The sequence below is a fragment of the Sphaerisporangium sp. NPDC051011 genome (assembly GCF_040653595.1).
In the GTDB taxonomy this organism is placed as follows: domain Bacteria; phylum Actinomycetota; class Actinomycetes; order Streptosporangiales; family Streptosporangiaceae; genus Sphaerisporangium.
In genome coordinates this window covers 206,211-230,698 of the sequence record NZ_JBFAGG010000009.1, presented here as the reverse complement: position 1 = coordinate 230,698, position 24,488 = coordinate 206,211, and the positions used below count along the sequence as shown (strand labels likewise).

Here is a 24,488-nt window from a genome sequence, read left to right as displayed (position 1 = left end):
AGTCGAATGGAGTCAGCATGAGCAGTCCGGAGCGTCTGGATTTCATCGGGCAAGATCCACAATCGGAGAAGGAGTACTGCCCCGCGGTATTCGTCGACCCCGTGACCGGGGACTGTCTGTTCCAGGGCCGGGTCGTCTCCGACCCGGCGGTCCTGGCACTGATCCGGGAGCACGGGGCGATCGCGCAGGACGAGGCGGTGGTGTGGCTTCCGGCATCGATGCGGCAGATGATCGCCGACGCGGTGAGTGACTACGAACAGGGCCTGCATGGGCACGGGCAGCCCGGGTTCGCGGATCTGTTGGCGAAGGCGACACGGTCTGCGGTGCATCTGGAGATGCGCGAACAATACGGGCCGAGTGAGGGGTTCGCGGACTGGCAGGCCGGGGGCTCTGGCCGGGTAGATGATGGTGGCCGATGGAATCGGTTGATCGGGGACGCGGTCGCCCGTGGGGTGCGGGTGCGGCGGGCGCGTATCGTGTCGGAGCCGGTGTCGGAGTTCATCCGGTACGAGTACGCGGTGACGGATGAGAACGTGGAGGCGGGGGAGGAGGTGCGGTGGCTGCCGCGCCGCCAGGCGTCGGGCATCATGCTGCCGCACGCGGACTTCTGGATGTACGACCAGCGCCTGGTGGTGTTCAACCACAACGCGGGGAACGGGGATCATCTGCCGGATGCGTTCGAGTACATCTCCGATCCGCGGGTGGTGCGGGAGATCGTGGGGTCGTTCGAGATGGTGTGGGAGCGCGCAATCCCGCATACGGAGTACAAGCCGCTCTGAGCGATGCCCTGGTGAAAGCCGGTGAAATCCCTGGTCGCGGATGGTCGAGCGGGCACATCGTGGTGTCGCACCGCGCTTCGCCCAACGGAAAGGGAGCACCGCATGAACGTTCAGACCTCGCCGAAGCTCGTCACGGTCGACCTGCCGGAGGCGTTCGACCCGCGCTGGAACCGGATCCCCGGGATCAGCGTGAACGGCCACACGATCACCGTGGACCCGGAGCAGTACTTCTTCAAGTTCACCGAGCACACCTGGCTCGTCATCCCGTGGCCGCAGGTCGAGCGCGACATGCTCGATGCGAGGGAGACCGCCGACCGGTCGTTGGAGCAAATCGCGCTGGACTACATCCGCGCGAACGCCACCCGTACCGACGACGCGGCGACGGTGCTACGGATCGGGTGGGAGGTGTACCGGTACGTGTTCCGGGAGGAGCACCTGACCGACCTGGGGCTGCCAGGGATCGGGCCGGAGCAGTTGCGTATGCTGCGGCAGGCGGGGACGTTCATGGCGCTCAACAAGGTCGAGCTGACCGGCGAGATCTCGGTGATCGGCCCGGCCTGGTTCTTCAACTCCACCACACGCGCTGTATTCGACCTGACCGACACGCAGGGCGATCTGCTGGACGAGGTGTATCACGGGGGCTGGTTCAACGAGACTCGCCGTCTTGAGTTGGTGCGGGCGCACACCGCACTCGGCGGGCGGCTCGTGCACGGCTGTCAGTCGGTGCCGGATCAGACCGGCGGCGCGGTCGTCCCCTACGGCGCCCCGCTGGAACGGTTCCGCGCCGAGTTGGCTGCGATGAAGCACGAGTGGATCGCGGCCGTCGAAGCCTGCCGCGTCCCGGCCAGCCGGTAACCCAGCAGCATCACAAGGAACGGACCTCCCATGGACGCCACCGAGACCGACGCTCTCCTTGCCCGGCTACTCGACCAGGCCGGGGGGCGGATGACCAGGCGCGAGCCGATCCGCGTGTGGGCCCGCTCCGGGGTGGAGCGCCTCCACCTGGACGGTGGCGGGACAGTGGTGTTCAAGTACGCCGAAGGCCCGTTCGCCGGCGAAGACGTCGCGCTCGGCGTCGCGCAGGCGGCCGGGCTGCCGGTGCCGGGCCGCCTCGCCGTTGCCCGCACGCCCGGCCTGCTCGGGATGCTTCTCGACGACCTTGGTCCGGCGAGGCGGGAGCCGACCGACGGCGAGGGCGCGGCGCTCGCCGTCGGTCTCCACCAGATCACCGCTACCGGCCCGCTCGACATCCTCGACGGGCCCAGACTCGCGGCGATGCCGCTGCTCATGCTTGAGCGGTTCCCCGAGCTCGGCCTCGACAGCCAGGCAGCCGATGCGGCGCGCGCGATAGCCGACGCGACGACCGTCCGGCTGAAGGGCGTGGAATTGCCGCCGTTCGGGCTGTGCCACTCCGAGTGGCATCCGACGTCCGTCCACGTCGGCGATCATGGCACACACCTTGTGGACTTCGCCCGCGCGTTCCACGGCCCTGGCCTGCTCGACCTGGCGTCCTGGCACGGCACCCTCGACACCCCCGACGAACACCGTCTCGCCGGCACCATCGCCGCCTATGTCGACGCGGGCGGCCCGCACGAGACGGCCGCTGAACGCGGCGGCCTGCCCGCCGCCCGCTGGGCGCTCGGCTGGCACCGCGTCTGGGTGGCCGGCTGGTTCACCCACCAGATGATCATCGGATGGGCGCAGGGAGCCGAACAGGCATGGACCTCCGCGATCACCCGCCACCTCGCAGAAGCCGCCGACCTGCTGACCTGACCGCATCCTTCGAGTGGACTCGCGCCCCCGGGGTCGGGCCGCCCCTCAGCGTCCTCGGCGATCTCTCCGGACGACGCATCGCAGAACTCGGCTGCGGAAGCGGCCATAACCTCGCCCACCTCGCCGCCCACCACCGCCTCCACGCCGTCGGCATCGACCACGACCCCACCAAGATCCGGCGCGCGCGAGTTCGCTACGGAGCGATCCCCGGCCTGACCTTCGTTCACGCCGACGCCACCACCCACCTGCGTGAACAGCCGGCCGGCTCCCTCGATCTCTGCCTGTCCATCTTCGGGGCGTTCTCCTTCACCGACCCAGCGCCTCTCGTCGCCGCCGTCGCCCATGCACTCCGTCCCGGCGGCCTCCTCGCGCTCACCTTCCGCACCAACGACACCACCGACCTGGTCCTCATCCTCACAAGGAACTGACCATGTACCTGCTGTGCGACATCGACGGCGTCCACATCCCCTTCCCTGGACCGACTGGCCGGCTCCCCCACGGCTTCCACCGCCACCACGTCACCCCGACCGGCTACGAGCAGCCCGTCACGATCTGGCTCAACCCCGCCACCGGCCACCTCATCTGCGACCTCCTCACCCGCCACCCCCTCACCCCGCTGTGGTGCACCAGTTGGCGGGCTGACGCCTCCACCCTCATCGCTCCTCGACTCGGTCTCCCCGCCTGGGACCACATCGACCTGCCACGTCTCCCCCTCACCACCAGCCACCCGAACGGCTACCTGTGGAAACGTGACACCATCGCCGAAATGTTCGGCCGCGACGAGCCCCTCGTCTGGGTCGATGACGACTTCACGCCCGCCGACCATGCGTGGGCCGTGCGCAGGACGCAGGACGGAGCCCGCACCGTCCTCATCCAGCCCAACCCCTACAGGGGGCTCATCCGTGCGGATCTGGACGCCCTGCTAAATGGGGATGACCCTTCCGAAAGGCAACGGAGAGCTTCCTGAGAAGACGGTTCGGGCTCCTCTCCCTCGTCGGTACCTGGTGGAATCAACCCCAAAAGGTGTTGTGCATTTGGTTGAGTCCGCCGCTGTACCCGCTCGCAACAATTGGTCGGGTGGCTGGGCAGAGTCTCTCCTCCCAGCCACCCATCCACGGGCTCTACCGCCGCAGGCCGCGAGGTTTGCGGGTGGGATCGCGGCGAGCAAGCACGACGGCGTGGTACGGGTGGGTTGACACAACCTCAGCCCGAGAAGTTGTCCATCTCCTGAGATCGTTCCCCTCCGGTCAGGAGGGAGCGGAAGGGGAATGTCGTTCGCTTCAGGCGTTTCGCGCCGCCGTCCCCTCCTTCGCATGCACACGGCCCCTATTCAGTAGGGCCCTATTCACCCGCGCGTTCCCTGCCCTGGGCTAAGGAGACTAGGCCCGTCCACGAGGCATGTTCTAGGCTCGGCCGTATGTTGCGGCTGTATGACACTCGGTCCAGGCAGCTCGAAAGCGTCGTCGCCCCGGGGGCGCGTGTCGTGCGCGTGTACACCTGCGGGCCGACCGTCTACCGGTACGCGCACGTGGGCAACCTGCGGTCCTACCTGCTGCCGGATCTGATCCGGCGGGTGCTCGAACGGCACCGTGTGGGGACGGTCCTCTGTCAGAACATCACCGACGTCGGGCATCTCGTCGATGACGACGAGATCGACGCCTCCGGCGAGGACAAGGTGCTCCAGCAGGCGCGCCGCGAGGGGCGCTCGGCGCTGGAGATCGCCCGGTTCTACGAGGACGCCTTCCGCCGCGACACGGCAGCGCTGAACATGCGCCCACCCGAGTACACACCCCGGGCCACCGAGACGATCGACCTCATGATCGAGATGATCGAGGGGCTCATCGAGAAGGGGCACGCCTACGCGCTGGACGACGGGTCGGTGTACTTCGACGCGCGCAGCTTCCCGACGTACGGCGAAATTTCGGGAAATCGGCTGGACGCGCTGAAGCCCGCCCACCGCCTGGAGGCCGTCGACCCGCGCAAGCGTTTCCACGCCGACTGGGCCCTGTGGAAGGGGTCCGACCGCGACATGACGTGGGAGACGCCTTGGGGCCGCGGCTTCCCGGGCTGGCACATCGAGTGCTCGGCCATGTCGCTGCGCTTCCTCGGTGAGCACATCGACATCCACACCGGCGGCAAGGACCTGCGCTTCCCCCACCACGAGGACGAGCGTGCCCAGTCCAACGCCTCCGTGGGCCACGACGTCGTCAAGCACTGGGTGCACGGCGAGCACCTGCTGTTCGACGGCCGCAAGATGGCCAAGTCCACGGGCAACGTCGTTCTGCTCTCCGATGTCGAGGCCGCCGGGCTCGACCCGCTGGCCGTACGGCTGGCGCTGCTCGAACACCGCTACCGCCAGCAGATGAACCTCACCTGGGACACGCTGCAGGCGGCCGATCGCACGCTACGCCGGTGGCGGCAGCGGGTCGCCGAGTGGGCCGAGTCGCCGAGCGCCCCGATCGCGAAGGAGTACCGCGACCGCGCGCAGACCGCTTTGGACGACGACCTGGACACGCCCACCACGCTGCGCGTCCTGCGCGAGTTGGAGAAGGACGAGTCCGTGCCGCCGGGAGCCCGCTTCGAGACGTTCCTGCACCTGGACAACGTGCTCGGCCTCGACCTGTCGATCGACATCGGCAAGCCCCGGGTCGCACCCGTCCTGCCGCCCGGCGCGGCGGAGCTGCTGGAAGCCCGCGCCCAGGCCCGTGAGGCCAAGGACTGGCCGGCCTCCGACCGCCTCCGCGACGAGCTGGCCGCGCTCGGCGTGAAGGTCACCGACACCCCCGAGGGGCAGACCTGGAGCTGAGGGCGCACATCCGATCGGGCACCGCGTCGTTCATAGGACAAAAAGCGGGCGGCGCGTTATTGATCGGAAACATAACCGGTGTTCGCGTTCCGTTTCCGATGATCCCGATTATCGCGCCATCCGGAGGGATCACCATGATTTCTCCGCGCCGGTGAAATGGAAAAACGGGGCCGGTGCTGCGGCACCGGCCCCTACTGATTTCCCGAATCCGATCGGGACGACGACCGCCGTGGGAGACCTCGTCCGATCAGCCGGGTCGTCAGCCCAAGATGACCGAGATTCCGGGGAACGCGGTGGTGGCGTTGGCCCACGGCGCGTAGTACATCCGCCAGGCGCAGGTGCGGCCACTGGTGACGTAGCCGGTGCAGGGCACGGCGGTCGAAGTGTCGATGGCGGTGTTGACGCCCGCCGCGTACACCTGGCTGGTGTTGGCGGAGTTGACGACCTGCACCGCGCCGCCGCTGTCGCCCTGGCCGACCGCGTTGGTGCGCGCGGAGTGCTCGGCCCGGACGGTGTTGAAGATCAGGTAGCCCACGTTGATCGTGACGCCGACCTGCTGCACCTGGACGCTGCAGTTGGTGCCCGAGTACGCGCCGGAGGCGCACACCCAGAGGCCGACGTAGGAGCTGGAGGTGCCGATCACGGGGTTGCTGAACTCCGGCGAGGTGGAGCCCGCGTTGTTGTTGAAGACGCGGCCGCCGGCAGAGGTGCCGATCAGCGCGACGTCGTAGGAGTTGTTGTCGCCCGAGACCGGGCCGATGACCTCGCCCGTCGGGTCGGTCGCGGTCTGGCCGATGTCGCCGCAGTGGCCCGCGGTCAGGATGCGGGTGGTCCCGCCGTAGACGACGCCGAAGCCGGTCGAGCAGCCGCCGCCGGTGTTGGCGTTTCGCCAGGCCGCGCCGCCCCACCAGGGCGGGGAGTCGTCCCAGCGGGACGCCAGCGCGGGCTTGACGCCGGTCTCGACGGTGACCGCCACCGTCGCATCGGCGACCGCCGAGCGGGTCAGGCCCGCGTCGGCGCCCGAGACGGTGAGCCCGGAGCCGTCGGCGTTCGGCGCGATCGAGGTGATCGCGTTCCCGGCCTTGTGGGTCAGGCGGGACATCTCCCGCTCCAGCTCACGGGCCGAGTACGCCGCGGGAAGGACGCTGACGGCGACGTCCTTTCGCAACTCGCCGACCAGGTCGCCGATGCGGTCGGGGGTGTTCCCCTTCCAGTAGACGCGCAACTCGTGGTTCTCCGGAGCGGCGATGATGCCTGCGTACCCGGCGCCGCCCTGCGTCTTGGCGGCGGTGGTGATCCGGTCGGCGGCCTTGACCAGCTTCTCCTGGGTGGCCAGGAGGTCCGTCCAGGACGCGAAGCCGCCAGGGACCTTGCCGGTCTGCTGGACGGCCTGGGTCGTGGTGTCCTTGACGGGGGTGGGGGCCGCGTTCGCCTGGGCGGCGCCCATGCCGATCGTGACGAGGGCGACTCCCAGTGCGACCGCCAGACGGCGGGTGGAACGTGGTGCTCTTTGGGGGCTCGGGGGGGTTTTCACCTGAATACTCCTCTGCGCCTTTACTGCGGTGATACATCCGATATTCCATGCATTTAACGGATAATCAACGCCTTGACTGCGCTTGAGTAAACTGGTAAAGCCCTATAGTTGCCATCCGCATGCGGGGATTCCGGCTTCGCGAATATGGGAGCGAGATCGCGGATATCGGCCGTCCATCAGGGGACGCGATTCATCCCGCACCAGAATCGCTAAAAAGGACCGGCCCTGAGCGACGTCCACTTCCGGACATGATGATCCGCGGGCCGGATAAGATCGCTATAACCGATCGCATATCGGTGCGGAGCGTATGGCCACCGTATTCGATCTCGTGTACGCGATCCGATATTCCGCCGGCCGTCCCGACCGGGGTGCGCGAAGAACGAGACGAGGACTCAACGCAGACGCGCGTGCGTGGACGCGACGCGGCTCGCGTCCGGGGACGCGAGCCGCGTGAAAGGGGACGGCGGAGGGCCGTCAGCCGGTGAGGATGCGGGTTTCGCCTATGGCGAGGTCCCAGAGGTCGGCGTGGTCGCGGCCGGAGGCCATCCAGGCCGCGCGGGCCTCCTGGACGGGGGCCATGAGGGGCTCGCGCGACAGCACGAACGTCCCCCAGTGCATCGTCGCCATGCGCTGCGCGCCGACGTCCGCGCAGGCCTGTACGGCCTCGGCCGGGTCGACGTGCGAGACATGCATGAACCAGCGCGGCTCGTACGCGCCGACGGGCATGAGCGCCACGTCGATGCCCGGGTACCGCCTGCCGATGAGCTTGAACCGGTCGCCGTAGGCGGTGTCCCCGGCGAAGTAGATCCGCTGGTCCCGCGACGTCAGCACCCAGCCGCCCCACAGCGTCTTGCACGTGTCGAACAGCGTCCTGCGGCTCCAGTGGTGGGCGGGCACGAAGTCGAAGGTCACCTCGCCGATGCGGGCGCTCTCCCACCAGTCGAGCTCGGTGACGTTGGTGAACCCCTTCTTGGCGAACCAGCCGCCGAGGTTGGCGGGGACGAACATGGGGGTGTGCTTCGGCAGGCGGCGCAGGGTCGGGGCGTCAAGATGGTCGTAGTGGTTGTGGCTGATCACCACGGCGTCCACAGGCGGCAGGTCGCTCCACGCCACGCCGGGCGGGGTCAGCCGCTGCCGCACCCCCGGGATCTTGCGCGACCACACCGGGTCGGTCAGCACCGTCAGGCCGCCGATGCGCAGCACGTAGGTCGCGTGGCCCACCCACGTCACCCCGGCCTCCTTGGGGCCTACGGGCGGCAGCCCGGCGCGCAGCACGGGAATCTGGTCCGCGTCCCCGGTGTCGGCGCGGAACCCGCCGTACCAGGCGACGCTCACGATCTCGCGGAAGTCGGGCAACGGGCAGGTCAGGCGGTCCTTGAAGCTGGAGGGCCAGGTCCGCCGACGGGGCGGGGTGGCCGGGGTGATCTCAGGGCTGACGGTTTGCGACATTCGACCCTCCTGTTCATCGCCGAGTGGGAGGTGCGCTCGATCCTCAACGAGATCTTTAACCACTCTGACGCGATGATGCCCCGTGGGCGAGGTTCATGCCTCAGTCCCGCGGGGTATCGTCACGTCCTCCCAGATGCGTAGCCGGGTGGCCTCGGATGCCGGGCCCTGCGCCGTCGTCGCCTCCGTTCCGGGCCGCTCGACGCTCCGCCCGCAAGCGTCCATCGTGAGCGGCTCCGCTCTCCATTTCGGGGCCCGCATACTGGGGCCCCTATTCAAGGGTTCCCTCTGCGCCAGCGCGAGGACCCTCGCGGGTAGCCTCCCTCCTCCAGATCGGCAAGGCGTTCGAACGGGTTCCATGACGCCGGGTGCCCGCACAGGGCGAACGAGACGGCCACGGCGAGGAGGTACAGCGGCAGAAGGGGCAGGCCCGCGCAGAAGGCGTATTGGGTCGCGTGCCGGGCCTCGTGCCGCAGGAGCGGGCCGGTCAGGTACCCCTCGCCGTGGGCCGTGAGGATGACGTTCCCCACCGTGAAGGCCCCGGCGACGGGGAAGGGGATGCGGTAGCCGTGGGCGTACAGCAGGCCGTGCTCGCCGCGGCGCACGCCGGCCCGGCCGGCCAGCGCGATCAGCAACCCCAGCGGCGTGGACAGGTTGGCCCAGTTGAGCACCTGCCTGGCCCTGTGACGTGCCCGCATGTCTCGATTGTCACCCGGGGCCGCGGCGGGCGGTACCCCTCGCGACCGATGGGACGTCCCACCATTTATGCCTGTTTACGCGGACATTTCACCCGAGACATTGACGTGCCCTGTTCTGCCGTACGGCTGACGCAGCAGCCACGACCCCGACGAGGGGATGAGCAGGACGGCCGCCACCAGCGCCACGGCCCCGGCCCCCAGGTAGTAGTACCCGGGGACGTTGGCCGCGATGATCAGATCGCCCTCGGGCCGCTTCATCGAGAACACCAGCGCTGCGAACATCCACCCCATGCCGGGCACAAAGGCGCCCAGCTTGGAGTTCATCAGCCGGCCGGCGCCGTACAACAGGCCGAAGAGCACCAGCGCCAGGACGATCGGGATGGGCGGCACCGTGTCGCCGAGGCCGCCGAGGTCGCCCAAGGGCCAGGAGTGCTCCAGGCCCGCCACCACCCCGTAGACGACGCCGAACACGAAGAGCAGGCCGTAGACGACGCCCGTCACGAGCGCGGACAGCGCTCCGCCCACCGGTGGCGTCCCGGCCTCGACCTGCTCTTCCTCCATGGTTCGCAAGGCTAGCCGATGCCCGCGAAGAGATCGTCCTCGCGGTCGTGGGGCGCGCCGAGCCCCCCGGCCTCCTGGGGGATCCCGCGTCCGGCCGGGCCGCGCTCCCCCGCCGTGAGGATGTAGTACTCGAGGCCCATCGCGCCCTCACCCATGATCTCGGACATCTTGAACCACGGGTCTTCGAGGTTCACCTGAGAACGGTGGGCGCGCAGGGCGTCCAGCTTCGCGGACACGTGGGCGCGGGCGTCGATCTCGGTGGTGATCGCCTCGTCGCGGGCGCCGAACGGCAGTTCGTCGACGTTCGTCCCGGTGAAGAACTCGACGCCCGCCTCGCGAACGGCCTCGACGGCGCGCCGCATCGACGACTTCGACATGGTGGTGAAGTAGAACTTCGCGATCTTCCAGGGCTCGCCCTCGCCGAAAGACGGGTCGGCCGCGAGCTCGAAGGCCCGCCAGGCGACCCGGTACGCCTGGATGTGGTCGGGGTGGCCGTAGAAGCCGTTCTCGTCGTAGGTGACCAGCACCTGGGGGCGGACCTCACGGATGATCTCTACGAGCTCGCCGGCGGCCTCGTCCAGGTCGGCGCGCCAGAAGCACCGGGGGTTCTCGTTCGTAGGCGTGTCCATCATGCCCGAGTCTCGCCAGCGGCCGGGGCCGCCGAGGAAACGGTGGTCCTCGACGCCGAGCGCCTTGCAGGCGGCCTCCAGCTCGCCGACGCGGTGCTCGCCGAGCCGGTCCTCGCGGTCGGAGGCGAGGTGGGCCAGGTCCGGCACCACGATCTCGCCCTCTTCCCCCAAAGTGCAGGTCACGAGCGTGACCTGCGCGCCTTCTGCCGCATATTTCGCCATCGTGGCCCCCGTGCCACTGCTCTCATCGTCGGGGTGCGCGTGTACCAACATCAAACGACGATCGGTCATGTCCCGAGGTTATCCACAGCTCAAAGCGCGGGTCATCTCGGTTTGCCGCCCGCCTGGCAGGATGAGGGGCATGAGTGAGAGCTTCCCGCGCCTTTACGCACGGACCCGCCGGTTCAGCCTCGGTGTTCCCCGAGGCTTCACGATCGCGCCCGACGGCGGCCGCGTCGTCTTCCTGCGCAGCCGGTCCGGCACCGACCCGGTGACGTGCCTGTGGGAGCTGGACATCTCCTCGGGAGCCGAGCGCCTGCTGGTCGACCCGGCCGATCTCGGCGCGGCCGACGAAGACCTCCCCGCCGAGGAGCGCGCCCGCCGTGAGCGCGCCCGTGAGCAGGCCGGCGGCGTGGTCGCGTACTCCTCCGACTCGGCGCTCTCCTCAGCCGTCTTCGCGCTCTCCGGCGGCCTCTACCTCGCCGACCTCGCCTCGGGCGCGGTGCGCCGGCTCGACACCGAGGGCGCCGTGATCGACCCGCGCCTCTCCCCCGACGGCGCCCACGTCGCGTACGTCAGCGGCGGCGCGCTGCGGGTGCGCGCGGTCGCCACCGGTGAGGACCGCGCGCTCGCCACCCCCGAGTCCGGCGGGGTGACGTACGGCCTGGCCGAGTTCATCGCCGCCGAAGAGCTCGACCGCATGCGCGGCCACTGGTGGTCCCCGGACGGCGCCGCGCTGCTCGCCGAGCGGGCCGACGACTCGCCCGTGCGGCGGTGGCACATCGCCGACCCGGCCAACCCGTCCAGCCCGCCCGTCACGGTGGGCTATCCCGCCGCCGGCACACCCAACGCCGTCGTCGAGCTGGTGATCCTCGGGCTCGACGGCTCGCGCGTGGAGGTCCCGTTCGAGGACGAGTACCTGGTGTCCGCGAGCTGGGACCGGCACGGCCCCTTGATCGTGACCATGCCGCGCGACCAGAAGGCCCTGCGGGTGTTCGCCGTCGACGCCGCGACCGGCGCCACGACCCTGCTGCGCGAGGACGTCGACGACGCATGGGTGGACGTCGTGACCGGCGTCCCGGCGCGCCTGTCCGACGGCACTCTGGTGTGGACGGCCGACGCGGACGGCGGCCGGCGTCTGGTCATCGGCGACGAGCCCGTCACCCCGCGGGCCCTGCAGGTCCTCAACGTGCTCGGCCTGGACGGCGACACCGTGCTGTTCCGGGCGAGCGCCGAGCCCACCGAGGCCCACCTGTGGACGTGGTCCGCCGGGACGATCTCCCCGCTGACCAGTGAGCCGGGTGTCCACACCGGCCACCTCACCGGCGGCACCCTGCTCGTCGCGAGCCAGACCCTCGACGTCCCCGGCACCACCGTCTGGGTGACCTCCGGCGGCCGTCGGCTCGCCGTCGCCTCCGTCGCCGAGCGCCCGAAGCTGGAGCCCCGGGTGTCGCTGATCCGTGCGGGCGAGCGCGAGCTGCGCACGGCCGTGCTGTTCCCGACCGGCCACGTGCCCGGCTCCCGCCGCCTGCCCGTCCTCATGGACCCCTACGGCGGCCCGCACGCGCAGCGCGTGCTGTCGGCCGCCCGCGCCTACCTGGAGCCCCAGTGGTTCGCCGACCAGGGCTTCGCCGTGGTCATCGCCGACGGCCGCGGCACGCCCGGGCGGGGTCCCGCCTTCGAGCGGGCGGTGCTGCACGACCTGGCCACCCCCGTCCTGGACGACCAGGTCGACGCGCTGCGCGCAGCCGCCCAGCTCCACCCCGACGACCTCGATCTGTCGCGCGTGGGCATCAAGGGCTGGTCGTTCGGCGGGTTCCTCGCCGCGCTGGCCGTCCTGCGCAGGCCCGACGTCTTCCACGCCGCCATCGCCGGGGCGCCGGTCACCGACTGGCGGCTCTACGACACCGGGTACACCGAGCGCTACCTCGGCCACCCCGACGAGCTGCCCGACGTGTACGACCGGTCCTCGCTGATGGCCGACGCCGAGAAGCTGGAACGCCCGCTGCTGCTGATCCACGGTCTCGCCGACGACAACGTGGTCGCCGCGCACACGCTGCGCCTGTCCTCGGCGTTGCTCGCGGCGGGCCGGCCGCACACCGTGCTGCCCCTGTCGGGGGTCACCCACATGACGCCTCAGGAGGTCGTCGCCGAGAACCTGCTGCTGCTCCAGGTCGAGTTCCTGCGCAGGTCGCTGGGCTCGTGACCGGCCGCTACCGGCGCGGGGCGCCGTGCCAGCTCTCCCACAGCGCGGCATAGGCGCCCCCCGCGGCGACCAGCTCGTCGTGCGCGCCCAGCTCGCTGATGCGCCCGTCCTCGACGACGGCCACGCGGTCGGCGTCGTGCGCGGTGTAGAGCCGGTGGGCGATGGCGATCACCGTGCGCCCGTCCAGCACGGCCGCGAGCGACCGCTCCAGGTGGCGCGCGGCGCGGGGGTCGATCAGCGAGGTCGCCTCGTCCAGCACGAGCGTGTGCGGGTCGGCGAGCACCAGCCGGGCCAGGGCGACCTGCTGGGCCTGCGCGGGCGAGACCGCGAGCCCGCCCGAGCCGACCACCGTGTCCAGCCCGGCGGGCAGCGCCTCCACCCACTCCCAGGCGTCGACGGCGGCGAGCGCCTCCTTGACCTCGCTGTCGCCGGCGTCGGGACGGCCGATCAGCACGTTGTCGCGCAGCGTGCCCCGGAACACGTGGTGCTCCTGGGTGACGAGGGCGACGTGGCCGCGCAGCTCGTCCAGCGGCAGCTCGACGAGCGGGACGCCGCCGACGGTGACGGTGCCGGTGCGCGGGCCGTGGATGCCCGCGAGCAGCCGTCCGAGCGTCGACTTGCCGGCGCCCGACGGGCCGACCATCGCCAGTCGCTCGCCGGGCGCGACCCGCAGCGAGACGCCGTGCAGGACGTCGTGGCCCTCGCGGTAGGCGTAGCGGACGCCGTCGGCGACCATCTCCTCGCCGTCGGGCCGCCCGGTGCCCGCGCTGCGGTCGTCGGGGACGTTGGCCACGCCGAGCAGCCGTGCCAGCGACGCCGCGCCGACCTGCAGCTCGTCCACCCAGGACAGCAGCCGGTCGAGCGGGTCGACGAGCTGCTGGGCGTACAGGGTGGCCGTGGCGACCTGGGCCAGCCCGACCCAGCCGTTGACGTAGAACAGGCCGCCGATCAGGATCGTCGCTACGACCGGGATCACGTAGCCCATCTCGGCCGCCGGAAACCACACCGTGCGCAGGCCCAGGGTGTACCGCTCGGCCACCCACGACCGCGCGATGTCGCCGTCGGTGCGCGCGTGGCGGCGGCGCTGCAGGCCGAACGCCTCGACGGTGCGCGCGCCCTCGACGGTCTCGGCCAGGCCCTCGGTCATCTCGGCGTACGCGGCGTTCTCGCGCAGATAGCCATCCCTGGCCCGCTTGAGGTACCACCGGGTGGACACCCACAGCAGCGGGACCGCGATGAGCGAGGGCAGCAGCAGCAACGGGCCGGTCAGGGCCAGCGCGCCCAGCACGAAGAACCCCGCCACCACGGCGATCAGCGTCTCGGGGACGGCCTGACGCACGGTGCGCGACAGCGCGTCGACGTCGCGCGAGGTCCGGGTCACCAGGTCGCCGGACCCGGCCCGTTCGACGGTCGAGAGCGGCAGGGCGAGGACGCGGTCGACGAAGTCCTCCCGCAGCTCGGCCAGCACCTTCTCGCCGAGCTTGGCCGAGGCGTACACCGCCGCGCGGATCAGCACGGCCTGCGCGACGATGAACGCGGCGATGGTCAGGGCGACGGTGTCGACGGAGACGCCCGTGCCGTCGCGCACGTGCTCGACCAGCTCGCCGAGCATGCGCGGCGCGACCAGCCCCGTGGCTGCGCCCAGCCCGTGCAGACCGAGGGCCAGCGAGAGCTGCCGGGGGTACTTGAGCGCCAGCCGCCGGGCGTACGCGCGCACCTGCCGCCGGTCGGCGACCGGCAGGATGCGTTTACTACGGTCGCTGCTCATAGTTCTCATCACTCGGACCGGGTCACGGTCGCGGCGTAGTCGGGGCTGGTGGCGAGGAGGGTGCGGTGGTCGCCTTCGGCGCGGGCCACCCCGTCGTCCATGAAGATCACGTGGTCTGCGCGGTCGAGCACGAGCGGGCTGGTGGTGCACACCAGCGTCGTGCGGCCCTGTCGCGCCCCGCCGAGCCGCTCGGCGACGCGCGCCTCGGTGTGGGCGTCCACGGCGCTGGTGGGCTCGACGAGGATCAGCACCTCCGGGTCGGCGACCAGCGCCCGGGCCAGCCGCAGGCGCTGCTGCTGGCCGCCGGAGAACTCGCGTCCGGCCTCGGCGATGTGCGAGTCCAGGCCCTCCGGTAACGCCTCGACGATGTCCTCGGCGCACGCGGCGCTCAGCGCCCGACGCAGGTCGTCCTCGGAGGCCGCGCCGGTGACGTCGAGCTGGTCGCGCAGCCGCCCGCTGAACAGCCGGGCGCCGTTGTCGGCGACGAGGACGCGCCGCCGCGCCTCCTCCAGCGGCAGGTCCGCGAGCGGCACGCCGCCGAAGGTGACGTCGCCCGCGGGCACGTACAGGCCCAGGCGGTCGGCGACGGCGATGGCGTCCTCGGGCACCGCGCTGGCGAGGGCCGTGAACGTGCCCCGCCGGACGGTGACGCCCGACGCGGCGTCGGCGAGGTCGCCCCCGGGCGCCCCCGCGGCGGTGCCCGTGCCGCTGACCTCGGGGTCCAGGGACAGGATACGAACGACCCTGCGCGCCGCGACGTGGCCCTTGGTGAGCTTGTCGGCCATCTCGGTGAGCGTGCGCAGCGGGCCGACCAGGAACAGCGCGTACGCGTAGAACGAGACGAGCTCGCCGGGCGAGATCATGTGGTCCAGGGCGAGGTGGGCGCCGCGCCAGGTGACGAAGGCGATGAGCAGGCCGGGCAGCAGGAGCTGCGCGCCCTCCAGGGTGGCGTCCACGGCGGCCACGCGCACGCCCGCGGCCCGCACGCGCTGGGACTCCTCGCGGTAGCGGTCGGCGAACACCTGCTCGCCGCCGATGCCGCGCAGCACCCGCAGGCCGGCGACGATGTCGGACGCGCGGGTGGCGAGCTCGCCCTGAAGGTCGCGCTGGGCGTGCTGGCGGCGGTGCAGCGGGCGCAGCAGCGGGACGACGGCGAGGGCCATCAGCGGGACGCCGATCAGGACGATCACGCCGAGCTGGGGCGAGGTGGTGAGCAGGATCACCGTGACCGCCACGATGGCGACCAGCGAGCCGGTGCCGCGCAGCAGGATGTCCAGGGAGTTGCCGATGTGGGCGATGTCGGAGTTGCCCACGCTGATCACCTCGCCGGTGGACAGCAGTTTCGGCAGCGTCGCGCCGAGCCGGGTGGCCTGACGGGCGGTCACCTGGACGGTGCGGTAGGCGGCGGACAGCCAGTTGTAGACGGCCATGCGGTGGCGCATCACGCCGCCGAAGGCCGTGGTGACGCCGAGGCCGAGCATGATGGCCGACCAGCGGACCAGCGCGGCCGTGTCGCCGGCCATCAGGCCGTCGACGGCGCGGCCGAGCGCGAAGGGGACGAACGCCTGCGCGAGCCACCACAGCACCGCGTAGACGATGCCGATGAGCAGAGGCACCGCCTGCCCGCGGGCCGTCCACCAGAGGTAGCGCATCGGGCTGCGGGCATCGGGAACGCCGGGATCGGCGTGGGGCAGGGGGCGCATAACCCTTCCACACTCGCAGCCGGGCAGCCGAGCGGCAATCGATTTTCTGCCGCGCATACCCTCCGACCAGGGAAGACATGACAGGCGCGTTTTTGGCCTCGCTCCGCTCGGCGGGTTCGGGGCGCGTGTCAGGGGAGGACGCGGCGATACTCCACCGACGCGTACGTCAACCATGGTTGACACCCGCCGAGTGTCAACCTATATTGACAGTCATGAGTGATACGGCACAACTGGCCTCGGACGCCGGCAGCCGCGATCCCGCCGTCGGCCTTCGCGCGGTACGGGCCCTGCGGACGCTGGTCGAGCGTCTGGAGGCGCTCCAGGTGGACAACGCCCGCGAAATGGGCTGGTCCTGGCAGGAGATCGCGGTTCTGCTCGGCGTGAGCAGGCAGGCGGTTCACAAGAAGTACGCGGGCGGCCGCGGTCTACTCAGACGGGAGAAATGAGCATGTTCGAGCGGTTTACCGCGGACGCCCGCCTGACGGTCGTCCAGGCCCAGGAGGAGGCCCGGGTCCTCGGCCACGACCACATCGGCACCGAGCACCTCCTGCTCGCCCTCCTCCGCCCGAACCCGTCGGTCGGCGGCCAGGTCCTGCTCCGGCACGGGCTCGACCACGACCAGGTGGGCGACAGGGTCAGAGGGCTACTGGCGGGCACGGCCCCCGACGCGCTCGACGCGGAGGCCCTGGAGACGATCGGCATCGACCTCGGCGCGGTCCGCGAGAAGGTCGAGGCGGCGTTCGGCCCCGGCGCCCTCGACCGCGGGCCCCGCAACCGCCGCGACCGGCCCTGGCGCCTCGGCGGGCGCAGCCCCTTCACCTCTCGGGCCAAGAAGGTGCTGGAACTCTCCCTGCGCGAGGCGCTCGCCCTCCAGCACAACTACATCAGCGACGGCCACATCCTGCTCGGCCTGATGCGCGAGGGGAAGGGCCTCGCCACCCGCGTCCTCGCCGACGCCGGCCTCGACTTCGAAGCCCTCCGCCGCAATATCCGCACCGAACTGAACTAACCTCCACAACCAACCCCACCACCGCCCTCCGTACGAACGGCGGCGCGCCCCCAGGACTCCCGAGCCGCGCGCCCCCGCACCGGCAACCACACCAGGACACAGCAAGCAAGCCGCCCGCCCGTCCCCGAAAACCGTAAGACCCCCACTTCCCATCGCCATCCCATCGCCATGAGGTGCCACCCGCCGGCGCCGACTCGTCGATCCTCGTCGAATGGGAGGCCAGGGCCCTCATCGTCGCTGGTAGAACACCGGTTGGAGTGTGAAACGTCATGAGTCGCAGCCTGCGCGCCAGCGCCATCATGGCCGCAGGCACGACAGTGTCCAGGGTCACCGGATTCGTCCGCACCATGGTGCTCGCCTACGCCATTGGCACCGCAGCGATGGGCGATGCCTACAACGCCGCCTATGCCATCCCGTACAGCATCCTGGACCTGCTCCTGCTCGGCGTTCTGAGCAGCGTCGTGGTCCCCATGATCGTCAGAGCGCAGCAGCAAGACCCCGATGGCGGGCGGGCCTACGAGCAGCGGTTGTTGACGGTGGTCACGCTCGCACTGATCGTGGTCGCGGTTGCGGCCGCGCTCTCAGCACCGTTGCTGATCGACCTCTATACCACCAACTGGGCGCCCGACAGCGACAAGTTCCAGGTGGCGGTGATGCTGGCCAGGTTCATCTTGCCGCAACTCGCCTTTTTCGGCATTGGGGCCGTCGCCGGCGCCATCCTGAACACCCGTGATCGTTTCGCTGCGCCGATGTGGGCACCAGTGGTCAACAACCTCGTAGTGATCTGCGTACTGCTGGCCTTCGCGATGGTCACGGGTGGAGCAGGCAGCAACGTCTCACAGGTCAGTGATGCACAGCTGGCGCTTCTTGGCCTGGGCACGACGGCCGGGATCGTGGCTCAGTCGATCGTCCTGATCATCTCGCTGAAGCGAGCCGGGTTCTCCTTCGTCCCCCGCTTCGATCTACGGAACGCTCGACTGGGTGAGATGGCCAAGATGGGCGTCTGGACCATCGGGTACGTGGTGATCACCCAGCTCGGCTTCATGCTCACCATGAATCTGTCCAGCGCAGCCGGTGACCAGGCGCCTGGCCATGGCATCACCCCCTACATCTTGGCCTTCCAGCTCTTCCAGCTGCCCTACGGCATCATCGGCGTCTCGGTGATCACCGCCATGCTGCCGCGTATGAGCCGGGCCGTCGGCCAGGGACGACTCGACGACGTCCGCGACGAATTCCAGTTGAGCGTGCGGCTTATCAGTTCGGTGATGGTGCCGGTCTCGATCCTGCTGATGGTTCCTGGGGCCCGCCATCGCCGTGCCGATCTACGCCCATGGAGCCACCTCGGTGGCCGATGCCATCTACATCGGCAATGTCCTCCAGGTTTACGGCTTGGCCCTAATGCCGTTTGCGGTGTTCCAGCTGCTGCTACGCGTCTTCTACAGCTTCGGCGACACTCGTACGCCGGTGTTCGTGGGCGCGGGCACGACCGCTGTCAACGCATTGCTCATGATGATCTTGTACGTCTCACTCCCCGCCCGATATGTCGTCATGGGACTGGCCTTCGCCTACGCCATCGCCTACACGCTGGGCGGGATCGTCGCCTGGGTTCTGGCCAGCCGCCGCGTACAGGGGCTCGGTGGCTGGGCCATCGGGTCGGCCATCGTCCGGATGTACTGGTCATCGCTGCCCGCCGCCGTGCTGGCCCTGGCCTCAGTCTGGGCTGCCCAGCACTTGTCCGGAGGCCTCGGATTCGTCAGCGCGCTCGCCGTCTTGGCTGTCGGTGGAGGCCTCGGAATGCTGCTCTACCTAGGCATAGCCCACAAGACGCGCATCCCGGAGATCAGTTCGATCCTCGGGATGGTCACCGGGCGGGCAGCCCGGCCGGCGAAAGACGACATCGAAGCGATCGATGACACTGCGGCGGTATCTGGTTGAGGGGGTACTGGTGAGCAGGAGGTCGACGTAGAAGGTCGACGTCCAGTACCAGGCGGCGAGGCTCAGCCGAGTCCAGCGCCACGGCCTCCCACTGCTCCGGCCCCTCCGGGGACTGTAGGGCGCCGCGAGCGTGCGACTGGAGTTTTCGTCGAGCCGCTGCCGCAGCAGCCCGGGGCGGAGGGCTTCGACCTCGACGGCGGTGTGCGGGTCGACGACGCCTTCGCGCAGGCACTCCTCGCGGATTCCTGCCGTGCCCGTTCCCGCGGCCCGTAAAGCGCTAGCGTCGGATCCCGTGATCGTATGGCTCAACGGCACCCACGGCGCAGGCAAGACGACGACCAGTGCACTCGTGCAGCAACTGATCCCGGATTCACGGGTGTTCGACGCCGAGAAGGTCGGCGAGACACTCATGGACATCACGCCAGGGCTGCCCGAGACGGACAACTTCCAGCACTGGCCGCCGTGGCGGCCACTCGTAGTCGAGACCGCCCGCCGCGTACTCGACTACACCGGCGGCACTCTGGTGATGCCCATGACTGTCCTGGTCGAGGAGTACTGGCGCGAGATCAGCTCGGGCCTCTCCCAACATGCCATCCCAATACGGCACTTCGTCCTCCACGCTGACCAAGACACCCTCCGCAGGCGCATCGAGGGGGACACTCTTCTTGGCCCCTCCCCCTTCCGCCTCAAATACCTCGAGCCCTACGCCGACGCGGCCCGCACGTGGCTACACGGCGAGGCCGAGGTCGTCGACACCACGCACCTCACGCCCGCCCAGGCCGCCCTGCAGATCGCAGAGGCCGTCAAGAGTTGAGGCCCGCGCGGAGAGCGCTCAGTCACAGGCACACCCTCCGCAGGCTCCCCGGCCGGGCAGGCCCTTGACGGCCGGGTCCGCGAGAAACTGCTCAAGCGTGCGTGCTTGATCATCTGCCAGCGGTGAGCCCGACACACTGGCTCGTTGCCCAAGTTGATCCACGGGCGTTCGCAACCGGAGACCCGGCAGTTCTCGGTGCCCAGGTGGAGATGCTTTCACGCAGGTCACCGGCGTGAAAGGATAAGCGGTATCCTTTCACGCCATTGGTGTCCCTGAAAGGATAGGCGCCACCTGGGCGATGACCCCCGGTGCGCTGCTCAACGTTGCTGCGGCCGAGCCGGGACCGTCCGGTTGGGCAGGGATTCGCGGGTGTCCCACCGCGTACTGGCAAGCCGGCGTTCCGTCAGCGTGAGCAGATCGAAGATCTCCCGCGCGAGATATCCGGTGGTGTTCCGCTCGACCTGCTTGGGATGAAGAATGCCTCCCTTGGCAAGCTCCTCCAGCGCCTGCCGGGCCGCCGGATGCGTGACCGACAGCAGACGCTCGACAGTGCGCGCGGTCACGACCGGCACGGCCGGCAGGACATCGAGAAGCCGCGCCACGGCCGCGTCCGCTCGCGGAACCGGCCGCAGCCCCTGGGACGCACGGTAGGCATGATGACGTTGCCGCCACTCCTCCTGCAATTGCGTCAGTTCGTCGGCGAACGCCTCCGCCTGCTCGACCGCCTTCGTCGAAGCGGCAAGAAAGACACGCAACCATGAATCGAGGGCCGACCGTGCCTCAGCGGAGGAAGGCTCACCGGCATACCGATAGTCCGTCAACCCGGCCACATATCGATCCGACTGGGTCAGCAACACCAGGCTGATCGGGAGAATCGCGTTCGGCGTCAGACCGCGTCGCGCCAGGACCGTATGGATGAGGGCGCGGCCTACCCGTCCATTGCCATCGGTGAACGGATGAATCGTCTCAAACTGCGCGTGCACCATGGCCGCCTGGAGGAGCGGCGCATGCTGAGCACCATTGAGATAGCCGAGGAGGTCTTCCATGAGCGGGGCGACATACTCCGGCGGAGGTGGAACGAACTCCGCGTCCAGCGGATGCCGATGACCGCCCCCGACCCAGTTCTGCACCTGCCGTAGCCCATGGTGCCGCTCCTCGGGGAGCAGGACGCGATGGAGATCGAGGACGTCGTCCAGCGAAACCGTGTTGGCGGCGACCAGCGCGGTCACGGCCCGCCGCACCACTGTCACGTTGTTGGCGACCAGCCGTGCCGTCGCGGTGAACTCCTTCGACACTCCGGCATCAGTATCGGCGAGTTCGGCCAGTGCCACCTGCTGCGGCGAGACCTGGAGCCCTTCGATTCTCGACGACGCGATCGCCTCGAATCGCAGGAGAAATCTCGCCAGCCCGTCGACACCGTCACTGGCCGGATGAGCGATCAGCGACCGCACGAGCTTCTCGGCGTCGGCGGCCATTCGCGCCACCTCGGGAGAAACGACAAGGTGGCCTCCCAGCAGCCGATCGGGAAGATAGGGACGGTAGATCCCGCCCCGCCTGTCCCGTTTGCTAGGGGCGTCCCATGCCACAGGCCACAATGCCTCCCCGTACCCCGCCACGGGCTTATCCTTTCACGCACACCCCCAGCGTGAAAGGATAAGCCGTATCCTTTCATGGCTCTGGCGCTCGTGTAAGGATACGAAGCATCCAGGTACCTACGGTTGCTCCTCCCGCTACGCCTTGAACGCTCTGGCGATGGCTATCGTGCTCGGGTGGATTCGGTGGATCGGGTTGGTCAGGTGGACGACGGCGCGGCCGTGGCCGCCGCCCTCGCGGGGGACGAGTCGGTGTTCGCCGGACTCACCGAGAGGTACCGGCGCGAGCTTCAGGTGCACTGCTACCGGATGCTGGCCTCCTTCGAGGACGCAGAGGACCTGACGCAGGAGACGTTCCTGCGCGCCTGGCGCGGACGCGAAACCTTCTCGGGCCGTTCCACGTTCCGGGCCTGGCTGTACCGGATCGCCACGAACGCGTGCCTGGACTTCCTCGACCGCAACCCGCGCCGGCCGCAGCCGTACCGGTCGCCCTCACATTCCGGTACGGATCCGGTGGAACGGCCGTACGAGATCCCGTGGTTGCAGCCCTACCCGGACGCGCTGCTGGAGCCGGTGGCGCCGCGCCAGGGCGAACCCGATGCCGTGGCCGTCGCGAGGGAGACGATCGAGCTGGCCTTCCTGGTCGCGATCCAGCACCTGCCGCCGCGGCAGCGGGCGGTGCTCATCTTGCGCGACGTGCTCGGCTGGCCCGCCGAGCAGGTGGCCACGGTGTTGGAGATGAGCGTCGCCGCGGTGAAGAGCGCGCTCCAGCGGGCCCGGCCGACGCTGCGGGAGCGGCTGCCCGGACGGCGGCTGGAATGGGCGACCTCCTCGGAGCCGACGCAGGACGAACGCGCGCTGCTGCACCGGTACATGGCCGCGATGGAGAGCGCGGACACCCACGCCCTGGCCGGACTGCTGAGCGAGGACGTCCGGCTGACGATGCCGCCGCTCCCGATGTGGTTCGCGGGCCGCGACGCCATCACCGCCTTCGCCGCCGAGGTCTTCGATCCCGGATCCCCGGGCTACCACGGGGATTGGCGGCTCGTCCCCGTCCACGCGAACCGCCGGCCCGCCGCGGCCAAGTACAACCGGCGCCCAGGCGAGACGACGTACCGCGCCCAGTCCCTCGACGTCCTACGGATCGAGGCGGGCGAGGTGCTGGAAATCACCACCTTCGGCCCGTCCCTCTTCCCCGCCTTCACCCTCCCCGAGACCCTCGACTGACAGAGATCATGTAGACGAGCACCTCCGCCGGGGTCTCCCCGTCCAAGACGCTCGGCTGACGTCAGCCCACCTTCGAGCCGTCCGGAACACCGGGCCGCTCGCATCCCGCCTTCGGCTCCGCCCTTCACTCGACCGATTCCTTTTCTCTCACGGCCCCGTCTCAACAGATACCGATACCGATCGACGAGAGGGGCTCGCGATGAGCGACAAGACACCGAACCCGGCGCTCCGGCAACTGGACGTCCTGGTCGGGACGTGGAACGTCACCACGTCCGACGGCGGCCAGGGCGCGAGCGACGGCCAGGTCACCTTCGAATGGATGGAGGGCGGCTTCTTCCTCATCCAGCGCTTCGAACTGGGCCAGGTGCGAGGCGTGGAGTACATCGGCCACGACGAGGAGACCGGAACCCTCCGCTCGCACGTCTTCAGCACCGCGGGCGACGTCCTCCCCTACACCTGGCAGGTGCAGAACGGCACCCTCACGATCTGGTACGACGCCCCCGGCTCCCCCGCCTACTTCGAAGGCACCTTCGCCGAAGACGGCAGATCCTACGCGGGCGCCTGGCACTGGCCCGGCGGCGGCTACAAAGCCACCGCCACCCGCCCCTGACCCCGCGTGGTGACCGTCCGCCGACACCGACCTCGGCGGACGGTCACACCAACTCACCGGGCCGCCCCAGAGCCTGGCGTTAGAAGCCATGCGCTCGGTCAAGCCTGTCTAACCCGAAGAGCTACAACCCGTTGAGGCTATGCCGAGGTCCTCTGATCGGCCCTTGAGGAACGGACTGCTGAGGGATGGATGCCTCTTGGGTGGCGTGAGAGTCTGTCGTCTCTCTCCCAGGCAACCACCAGCGGGCCCAGACGGTCTTCCCCGGCTCCTCGGACGGCTGCGTGACGCCGTGGTCGTCGGCGAGGGCCGCGACGATCACGAGCCCACGTCCGTGTACGGCCCAAGCCCCGAGGCGGAGATGGCGGGGTAGCTCGGGACCGTGATCGGTGACCCGTACGCACAGCTCGCCGTTCCCCATCCACATCGAGAGCCTGATGGGCGGCTCTCCGTATGTGACGGCGTTCGCGAGCAACTCGCCAGTAAGTTCTGAGAATGTACCTCTATCGTGATGATCCACGGGCTGATCTCGATCAACCGCATCCCCGCCGTGCCTGGCCGTCCCGTATGCCGTCATCCCGTCCCGTAGGGAAGCGGGCCGGGGGATAGGGCGCAAGATGCAGCGCCCCACTGGACGAACGATCTTGCGCCCTATCCCCCGGTCTGCTTGGCTCTGCCCGGGGGATAGGGCGCAAGATGCAGCGCCCCACTGGACGAACGATCTTGCGCCCTATCCCCCGGTCTGCTTGGCTCTGCCCGGGGTGACGGCAGGAGGGACGGCCGGGCTTCCACAGCAACTCTTACGGTCTTCAGCCCCGGAACCGGATTCCCCCGCCGGAGGCGCGTTCCTACGCCCGCCTCCAGGGAACCTGTGCCGGTGAATGAAAGCGCCCAACCGCCAGCGAGCGATTGGGCGCAATCTGACCTAGGAAGCAAGATTACGGCTGGTGATGCATCAGCCGAGGTTGTCCATCTGTCCCAGCTTGAGGCTGGCGATACAGGCGGTCCACTCGGCATGGTTGAACGTCACTGCCGGTCCGTTGGGCACCTTGGAGTCGCGAACGGCAATCATGCCGTTGGGCAGCTCGGCCATCTCGACGCAGTTCCCGTTGCCGCCACTGTAGGAACTTTTGCGCCATGTGGCGCGGGACAGGTCCGTGTCGGGCATCCCGCGCTCCTCTC

General features: G+C 69.6%; 23 protein-coding genes and 1 pseudogene. 14 read left to right on the top strand and 10 right to left on the bottom strand.

Annotation, left to right across the window (positions count from 1 at the left end; translation table 11 throughout):
• Positions 1-17: 17 nt before the first annotated feature.
• The 6 genes from AB0H21_RS22350 (at position 18) to cysS (ending at position 5,358) form a co-directional block, all read left to right on the top strand.
• Positions 18-779 (top strand): DUF6879 family protein, encoded by a 762-nt coding sequence (locus AB0H21_RS22350; RefSeq protein ID WP_358519500.1) that lies wholly within the window; start codon positions 18-20, stop codon positions 777-779.
• A gap of 102 nt (positions 780-881) precedes the next feature.
• On the top strand, positions 882-1,634 hold the full coding sequence (locus AB0H21_RS22345; protein ID WP_358519497.1) for a hypothetical protein: 753 nt from the start codon (positions 882-884) through the stop codon (positions 1,632-1,634).
• Positions 1,635-1,664: 30 nt separating this feature from the next.
• Complete coding sequence (locus AB0H21_RS22340; RefSeq protein ID WP_358519495.1) at positions 1,665-2,552, top strand: hypothetical protein; 888 nt, start codon at positions 1,665-1,667, stop codon at positions 2,550-2,552.
• Positions 2,498-2,980, top strand: a complete 483-nt coding sequence (locus AB0H21_RS22335) for a class I SAM-dependent methyltransferase (RefSeq protein ID WP_358519491.1) — start codon at positions 2,498-2,500, stop codon at positions 2,978-2,980. Before AB0H21_RS22340 ends, AB0H21_RS22335 begins: the two co-directional genes overlap by 55 nt.
• Positions 2,981-2,982: 2 nt before the next feature.
• Positions 2,983-3,519, top strand: a complete 537-nt coding sequence (locus AB0H21_RS22330) for a hypothetical protein (RefSeq protein WP_358519489.1) — start codon at positions 2,983-2,985, stop codon at positions 3,517-3,519.
• A gap of 450 nt (positions 3,520-3,969) precedes the next feature.
• The gene (gene cysS, locus AB0H21_RS22325; RefSeq protein WP_358519487.1) at positions 3,970-5,358 is read left to right on the top strand and encodes a cysteine--tRNA ligase; all 1,389 of its coding nucleotides are present in this window, start codon (positions 3,970-3,972) and stop codon (positions 5,356-5,358) included.
• A gap of 259 nt (positions 5,359-5,617) precedes the next feature.
• On the opposite strand, the gene AB0H21_RS22320 is transcribed toward cysS, so the two are convergent.
• From AB0H21_RS22320 to mshB, 5 genes are all read right to left on the bottom strand, one after another.
• A complete protein-coding gene (locus AB0H21_RS22320; RefSeq protein ID WP_358519484.1) occupies positions 5,618-6,892 on the bottom strand; it encodes a hypothetical protein in 1,275 nt (424 codons plus the stop codon).
• A 474-nt stretch (positions 6,893-7,366) separates the two neighbouring features.
• On the bottom strand, positions 7,367-8,341 hold the full coding sequence (locus tag AB0H21_RS22315) for an MBL fold metallo-hydrolase (protein ID WP_358519481.1): 975 nt from the start codon (positions 8,339-8,341) through the stop codon (positions 7,367-7,369).
• 272 nt (positions 8,342-8,613) lie between these two features.
• A complete protein-coding gene (locus AB0H21_RS22310) occupies positions 8,614-9,036 on the bottom strand; it encodes a hypothetical protein (protein WP_358519479.1) in 423 nt (140 codons plus the stop codon).
• A gap of 75 nt (positions 9,037-9,111) precedes the next feature.
• Positions 9,112-9,597: a DUF6113 family protein gene (locus tag AB0H21_RS22305; RefSeq protein WP_358519477.1), complete on the bottom strand. Its 486-nt coding sequence runs from the start codon at positions 9,595-9,597 to the stop codon at positions 9,112-9,114.
• Positions 9,598-9,608: 11 nt separating this feature from the next.
• Positions 9,609-10,517: an N-acetyl-1-D-myo-inositol-2-amino-2-deoxy-alpha-D-glucopyranoside deacetylase gene (gene mshB, locus AB0H21_RS22300; protein WP_358519474.1), complete on the bottom strand. Its 909-nt coding sequence runs from the start codon at positions 10,515-10,517 to the stop codon at positions 9,609-9,611.
• Positions 10,518-10,587: 70 nt separating this feature from the next.
• Here mshB and AB0H21_RS22295 point away from each other — a divergent pair, with 70 nt between their 5' ends.
• Positions 10,588-12,651 carry a prolyl oligopeptidase family serine peptidase gene (locus tag AB0H21_RS22295; protein ID WP_358519472.1) on the top strand — a complete coding sequence of 688 codons (2,064 nt, stop codon included), beginning with the start codon at positions 10,588-10,590 and terminating at the stop codon, positions 12,649-12,651.
• 7 nt (positions 12,652-12,658) lie between these two features.
• Here AB0H21_RS22295 and AB0H21_RS22290 read toward each other — a convergent pair whose 3' ends face one another.
• The gene (locus AB0H21_RS22290; protein ID WP_358519469.1) at positions 12,659-14,419 is read right to left on the bottom strand and encodes an ABC transporter ATP-binding protein; all 1,761 of its coding nucleotides are present in this window, start codon (positions 14,417-14,419) and stop codon (positions 12,659-12,661) included.
• Between the two features lie 8 nt (positions 14,420-14,427).
• Positions 14,428-16,122, bottom strand: coding sequence for an ABC transporter ATP-binding protein (locus tag AB0H21_RS22285; RefSeq protein WP_358519467.1), 1,695 nt, complete (start codon positions 16,120-16,122; stop codon positions 14,428-14,430).
• A 212-nt stretch (positions 16,123-16,334) separates the two neighbouring features.
• Between AB0H21_RS22285 and AB0H21_RS22280 the strand changes: the two genes are divergently transcribed.
• The 5 genes and pseudogenes from AB0H21_RS22280 (at position 16,335) to AB0H21_RS22260 (ending at position 19,880) form a co-directional block, all read left to right on the top strand.
• On the top strand, positions 16,335-16,568 hold the full coding sequence (locus AB0H21_RS22280) for a helix-turn-helix domain-containing protein (RefSeq protein ID WP_358519465.1): 234 nt from the start codon (positions 16,335-16,337) through the stop codon (positions 16,566-16,568).
• Positions 16,569-16,570: 2 nt separating this feature from the next.
• Positions 16,571-17,131, top strand: coding sequence for a Clp protease N-terminal domain-containing protein (locus AB0H21_RS22275; RefSeq protein ID WP_358519462.1), 561 nt, complete (start codon positions 16,571-16,573; stop codon positions 17,129-17,131).
• A gap of 269 nt (positions 17,132-17,400) precedes the next feature.
• Positions 17,401-18,369 (top strand): annotated as a pseudogene (locus AB0H21_RS22270) (lipid II flippase MurJ); the annotation flags it as partial.
• Positions 18,370-18,445: 76 nt separating this feature from the next.
• The gene (locus AB0H21_RS22265) at positions 18,446-19,066 is read left to right on the top strand and encodes a lipid II flippase MurJ (RefSeq protein WP_358519825.1); all 621 of its coding nucleotides are present in this window, start codon (positions 18,446-18,448) and stop codon (positions 19,064-19,066) included.
• 292 nt (positions 19,067-19,358) lie between these two features.
• Positions 19,359-19,880, top strand: a complete 522-nt coding sequence (locus AB0H21_RS22260; protein ID WP_358519459.1) for an AAA family ATPase — start codon at positions 19,359-19,361, stop codon at positions 19,878-19,880.
• Between the two features lie 317 nt (positions 19,881-20,197).
• Here AB0H21_RS22260 and AB0H21_RS22255 read toward each other — a convergent pair whose 3' ends face one another.
• Positions 20,198-21,355 (bottom strand): Fic family protein, encoded by a 1,158-nt coding sequence (locus tag AB0H21_RS22255; RefSeq protein WP_358519457.1) that lies wholly within the window; start codon positions 21,353-21,355, stop codon positions 20,198-20,200.
• 294 nt (positions 21,356-21,649) lie between these two features.
• Between AB0H21_RS22255 and AB0H21_RS22250 the strand changes: the two genes are divergently transcribed.
• Both AB0H21_RS22250 and AB0H21_RS22245 read left to right on the top strand, forming a co-directional pair.
• Complete coding sequence (locus tag AB0H21_RS22250; RefSeq protein ID WP_358519454.1) at positions 21,650-22,699, top strand: sigma-70 family RNA polymerase sigma factor; 1,050 nt, start codon at positions 21,650-21,652, stop codon at positions 22,697-22,699.
• A 199-nt stretch (positions 22,700-22,898) separates the two neighbouring features.
• Positions 22,899-23,309, top strand: coding sequence for a hypothetical protein (locus tag AB0H21_RS22245; protein WP_358519451.1), 411 nt, complete (start codon positions 22,899-22,901; stop codon positions 23,307-23,309).
• A 121-nt stretch (positions 23,310-23,430) separates the two neighbouring features.
• Here the strand turns inward: AB0H21_RS22245 and AB0H21_RS22240 are convergent, their stop codons facing one another.
• Entirely contained in the window at positions 23,431-23,883 is a 453-nt protein-coding gene (locus AB0H21_RS22240; RefSeq protein ID WP_358519450.1) for an ATP-binding protein, read from the bottom strand.
• 378 nt (positions 23,884-24,261) lie between these two features.
• A complete protein-coding gene (locus AB0H21_RS22235; protein WP_358519447.1) occupies positions 24,262-24,474 on the bottom strand; it encodes a DUF397 domain-containing protein in 213 nt (70 codons plus the stop codon).
• Positions 24,475-24,488 lie beyond the last annotated feature (14 nt).

Excerpts from the sequence above, each read along its gene's own strand:
- AB0H21_RS22335 (WP_358519491.1), top strand. The coding sequence starts at position 2,498 with ATGGACCTCCGCGATCACCCGCCACCTCGCAGAAGCCGCCGACCTGCT.
- AB0H21_RS22295 (WP_358519472.1), top strand. The coding sequence starts at position 10,588 with ATGAGTGAGAGCTTCCCGCGCCTTTACGCACGGACCCGCCGGTTCAGC.
- AB0H21_RS22245 (WP_358519451.1), top strand. The coding sequence starts at position 22,899 with ATGAGCGACAAGACACCGAACCCGGCGCTCCGGCAACTGGACGTCCTG.
- AB0H21_RS22255 (WP_358519457.1), bottom strand. The coding sequence starts at position 21,355 with ATGGCCGCCGACGCCGAGAAGCTCGTGCGGTCGCTGATCGCTCATCCG.
- AB0H21_RS22315 (WP_358519481.1), bottom strand. The coding sequence starts at position 8,341 with ATGTCGCAAACCGTCAGCCCTGAGATCACCCCGGCCACCCCGCCCCGT.
- AB0H21_RS22345 (WP_358519497.1), top strand. The coding sequence starts at position 882 with ATGAACGTTCAGACCTCGCCGAAGCTCGTCACGGTCGACCTGCCGGAG.
- AB0H21_RS22240 (WP_358519450.1), bottom strand. The coding sequence starts at position 23,883 with ATGACGGCATACGGGACGGCCAGGCACGGCGGGGATGCGGTTGATCGA.
- AB0H21_RS22305 (WP_358519477.1), bottom strand. The coding sequence starts at position 9,597 with ATGGAGGAAGAGCAGGTCGAGGCCGGGACGCCACCGGTGGGCGGAGCG.
- AB0H21_RS22330 (WP_358519489.1), top strand. The coding sequence starts at position 2,983 with ATGTACCTGCTGTGCGACATCGACGGCGTCCACATCCCCTTCCCTGGA.
- AB0H21_RS22310 (WP_358519479.1), bottom strand. The coding sequence starts at position 9,036 with ATGCGGGCACGTCACAGGGCCAGGCAGGTGCTCAACTGGGCCAACCTG.
- cysS (WP_358519487.1), top strand. The coding sequence starts at position 3,970 with ATGTTGCGGCTGTATGACACTCGGTCCAGGCAGCTCGAAAGCGTCGTC.
- AB0H21_RS22235 (WP_358519447.1), bottom strand. The coding sequence starts at position 24,474 with ATGCCCGACACGGACCTGTCCCGCGCCACATGGCGCAAAAGTTCCTAC.
- AB0H21_RS22280 (WP_358519465.1), top strand. The coding sequence starts at position 16,335 with ATGAGTGATACGGCACAACTGGCCTCGGACGCCGGCAGCCGCGATCCC.
- AB0H21_RS22275 (WP_358519462.1), top strand. The coding sequence starts at position 16,571 with ATGTTCGAGCGGTTTACCGCGGACGCCCGCCTGACGGTCGTCCAGGCC.
- AB0H21_RS22290 (WP_358519469.1), bottom strand. The coding sequence starts at position 14,419 with ATGAGCAGCGACCGTAGTAAACGCATCCTGCCGGTCGCCGACCGGCGG.
- AB0H21_RS22340 (WP_358519495.1), top strand. The coding sequence starts at position 1,665 with ATGGACGCCACCGAGACCGACGCTCTCCTTGCCCGGCTACTCGACCAG.
- AB0H21_RS22285 (WP_358519467.1), bottom strand. The coding sequence starts at position 16,122 with ATGCGCCCCCTGCCCCACGCCGATCCCGGCGTTCCCGATGCCCGCAGC.
- AB0H21_RS22350 (WP_358519500.1), top strand. The coding sequence starts at position 18 with ATGAGCAGTCCGGAGCGTCTGGATTTCATCGGGCAAGATCCACAATCG.
- mshB (WP_358519474.1), bottom strand. The coding sequence starts at position 10,517 with ATGACCGATCGTCGTTTGATGTTGGTACACGCGCACCCCGACGATGAG.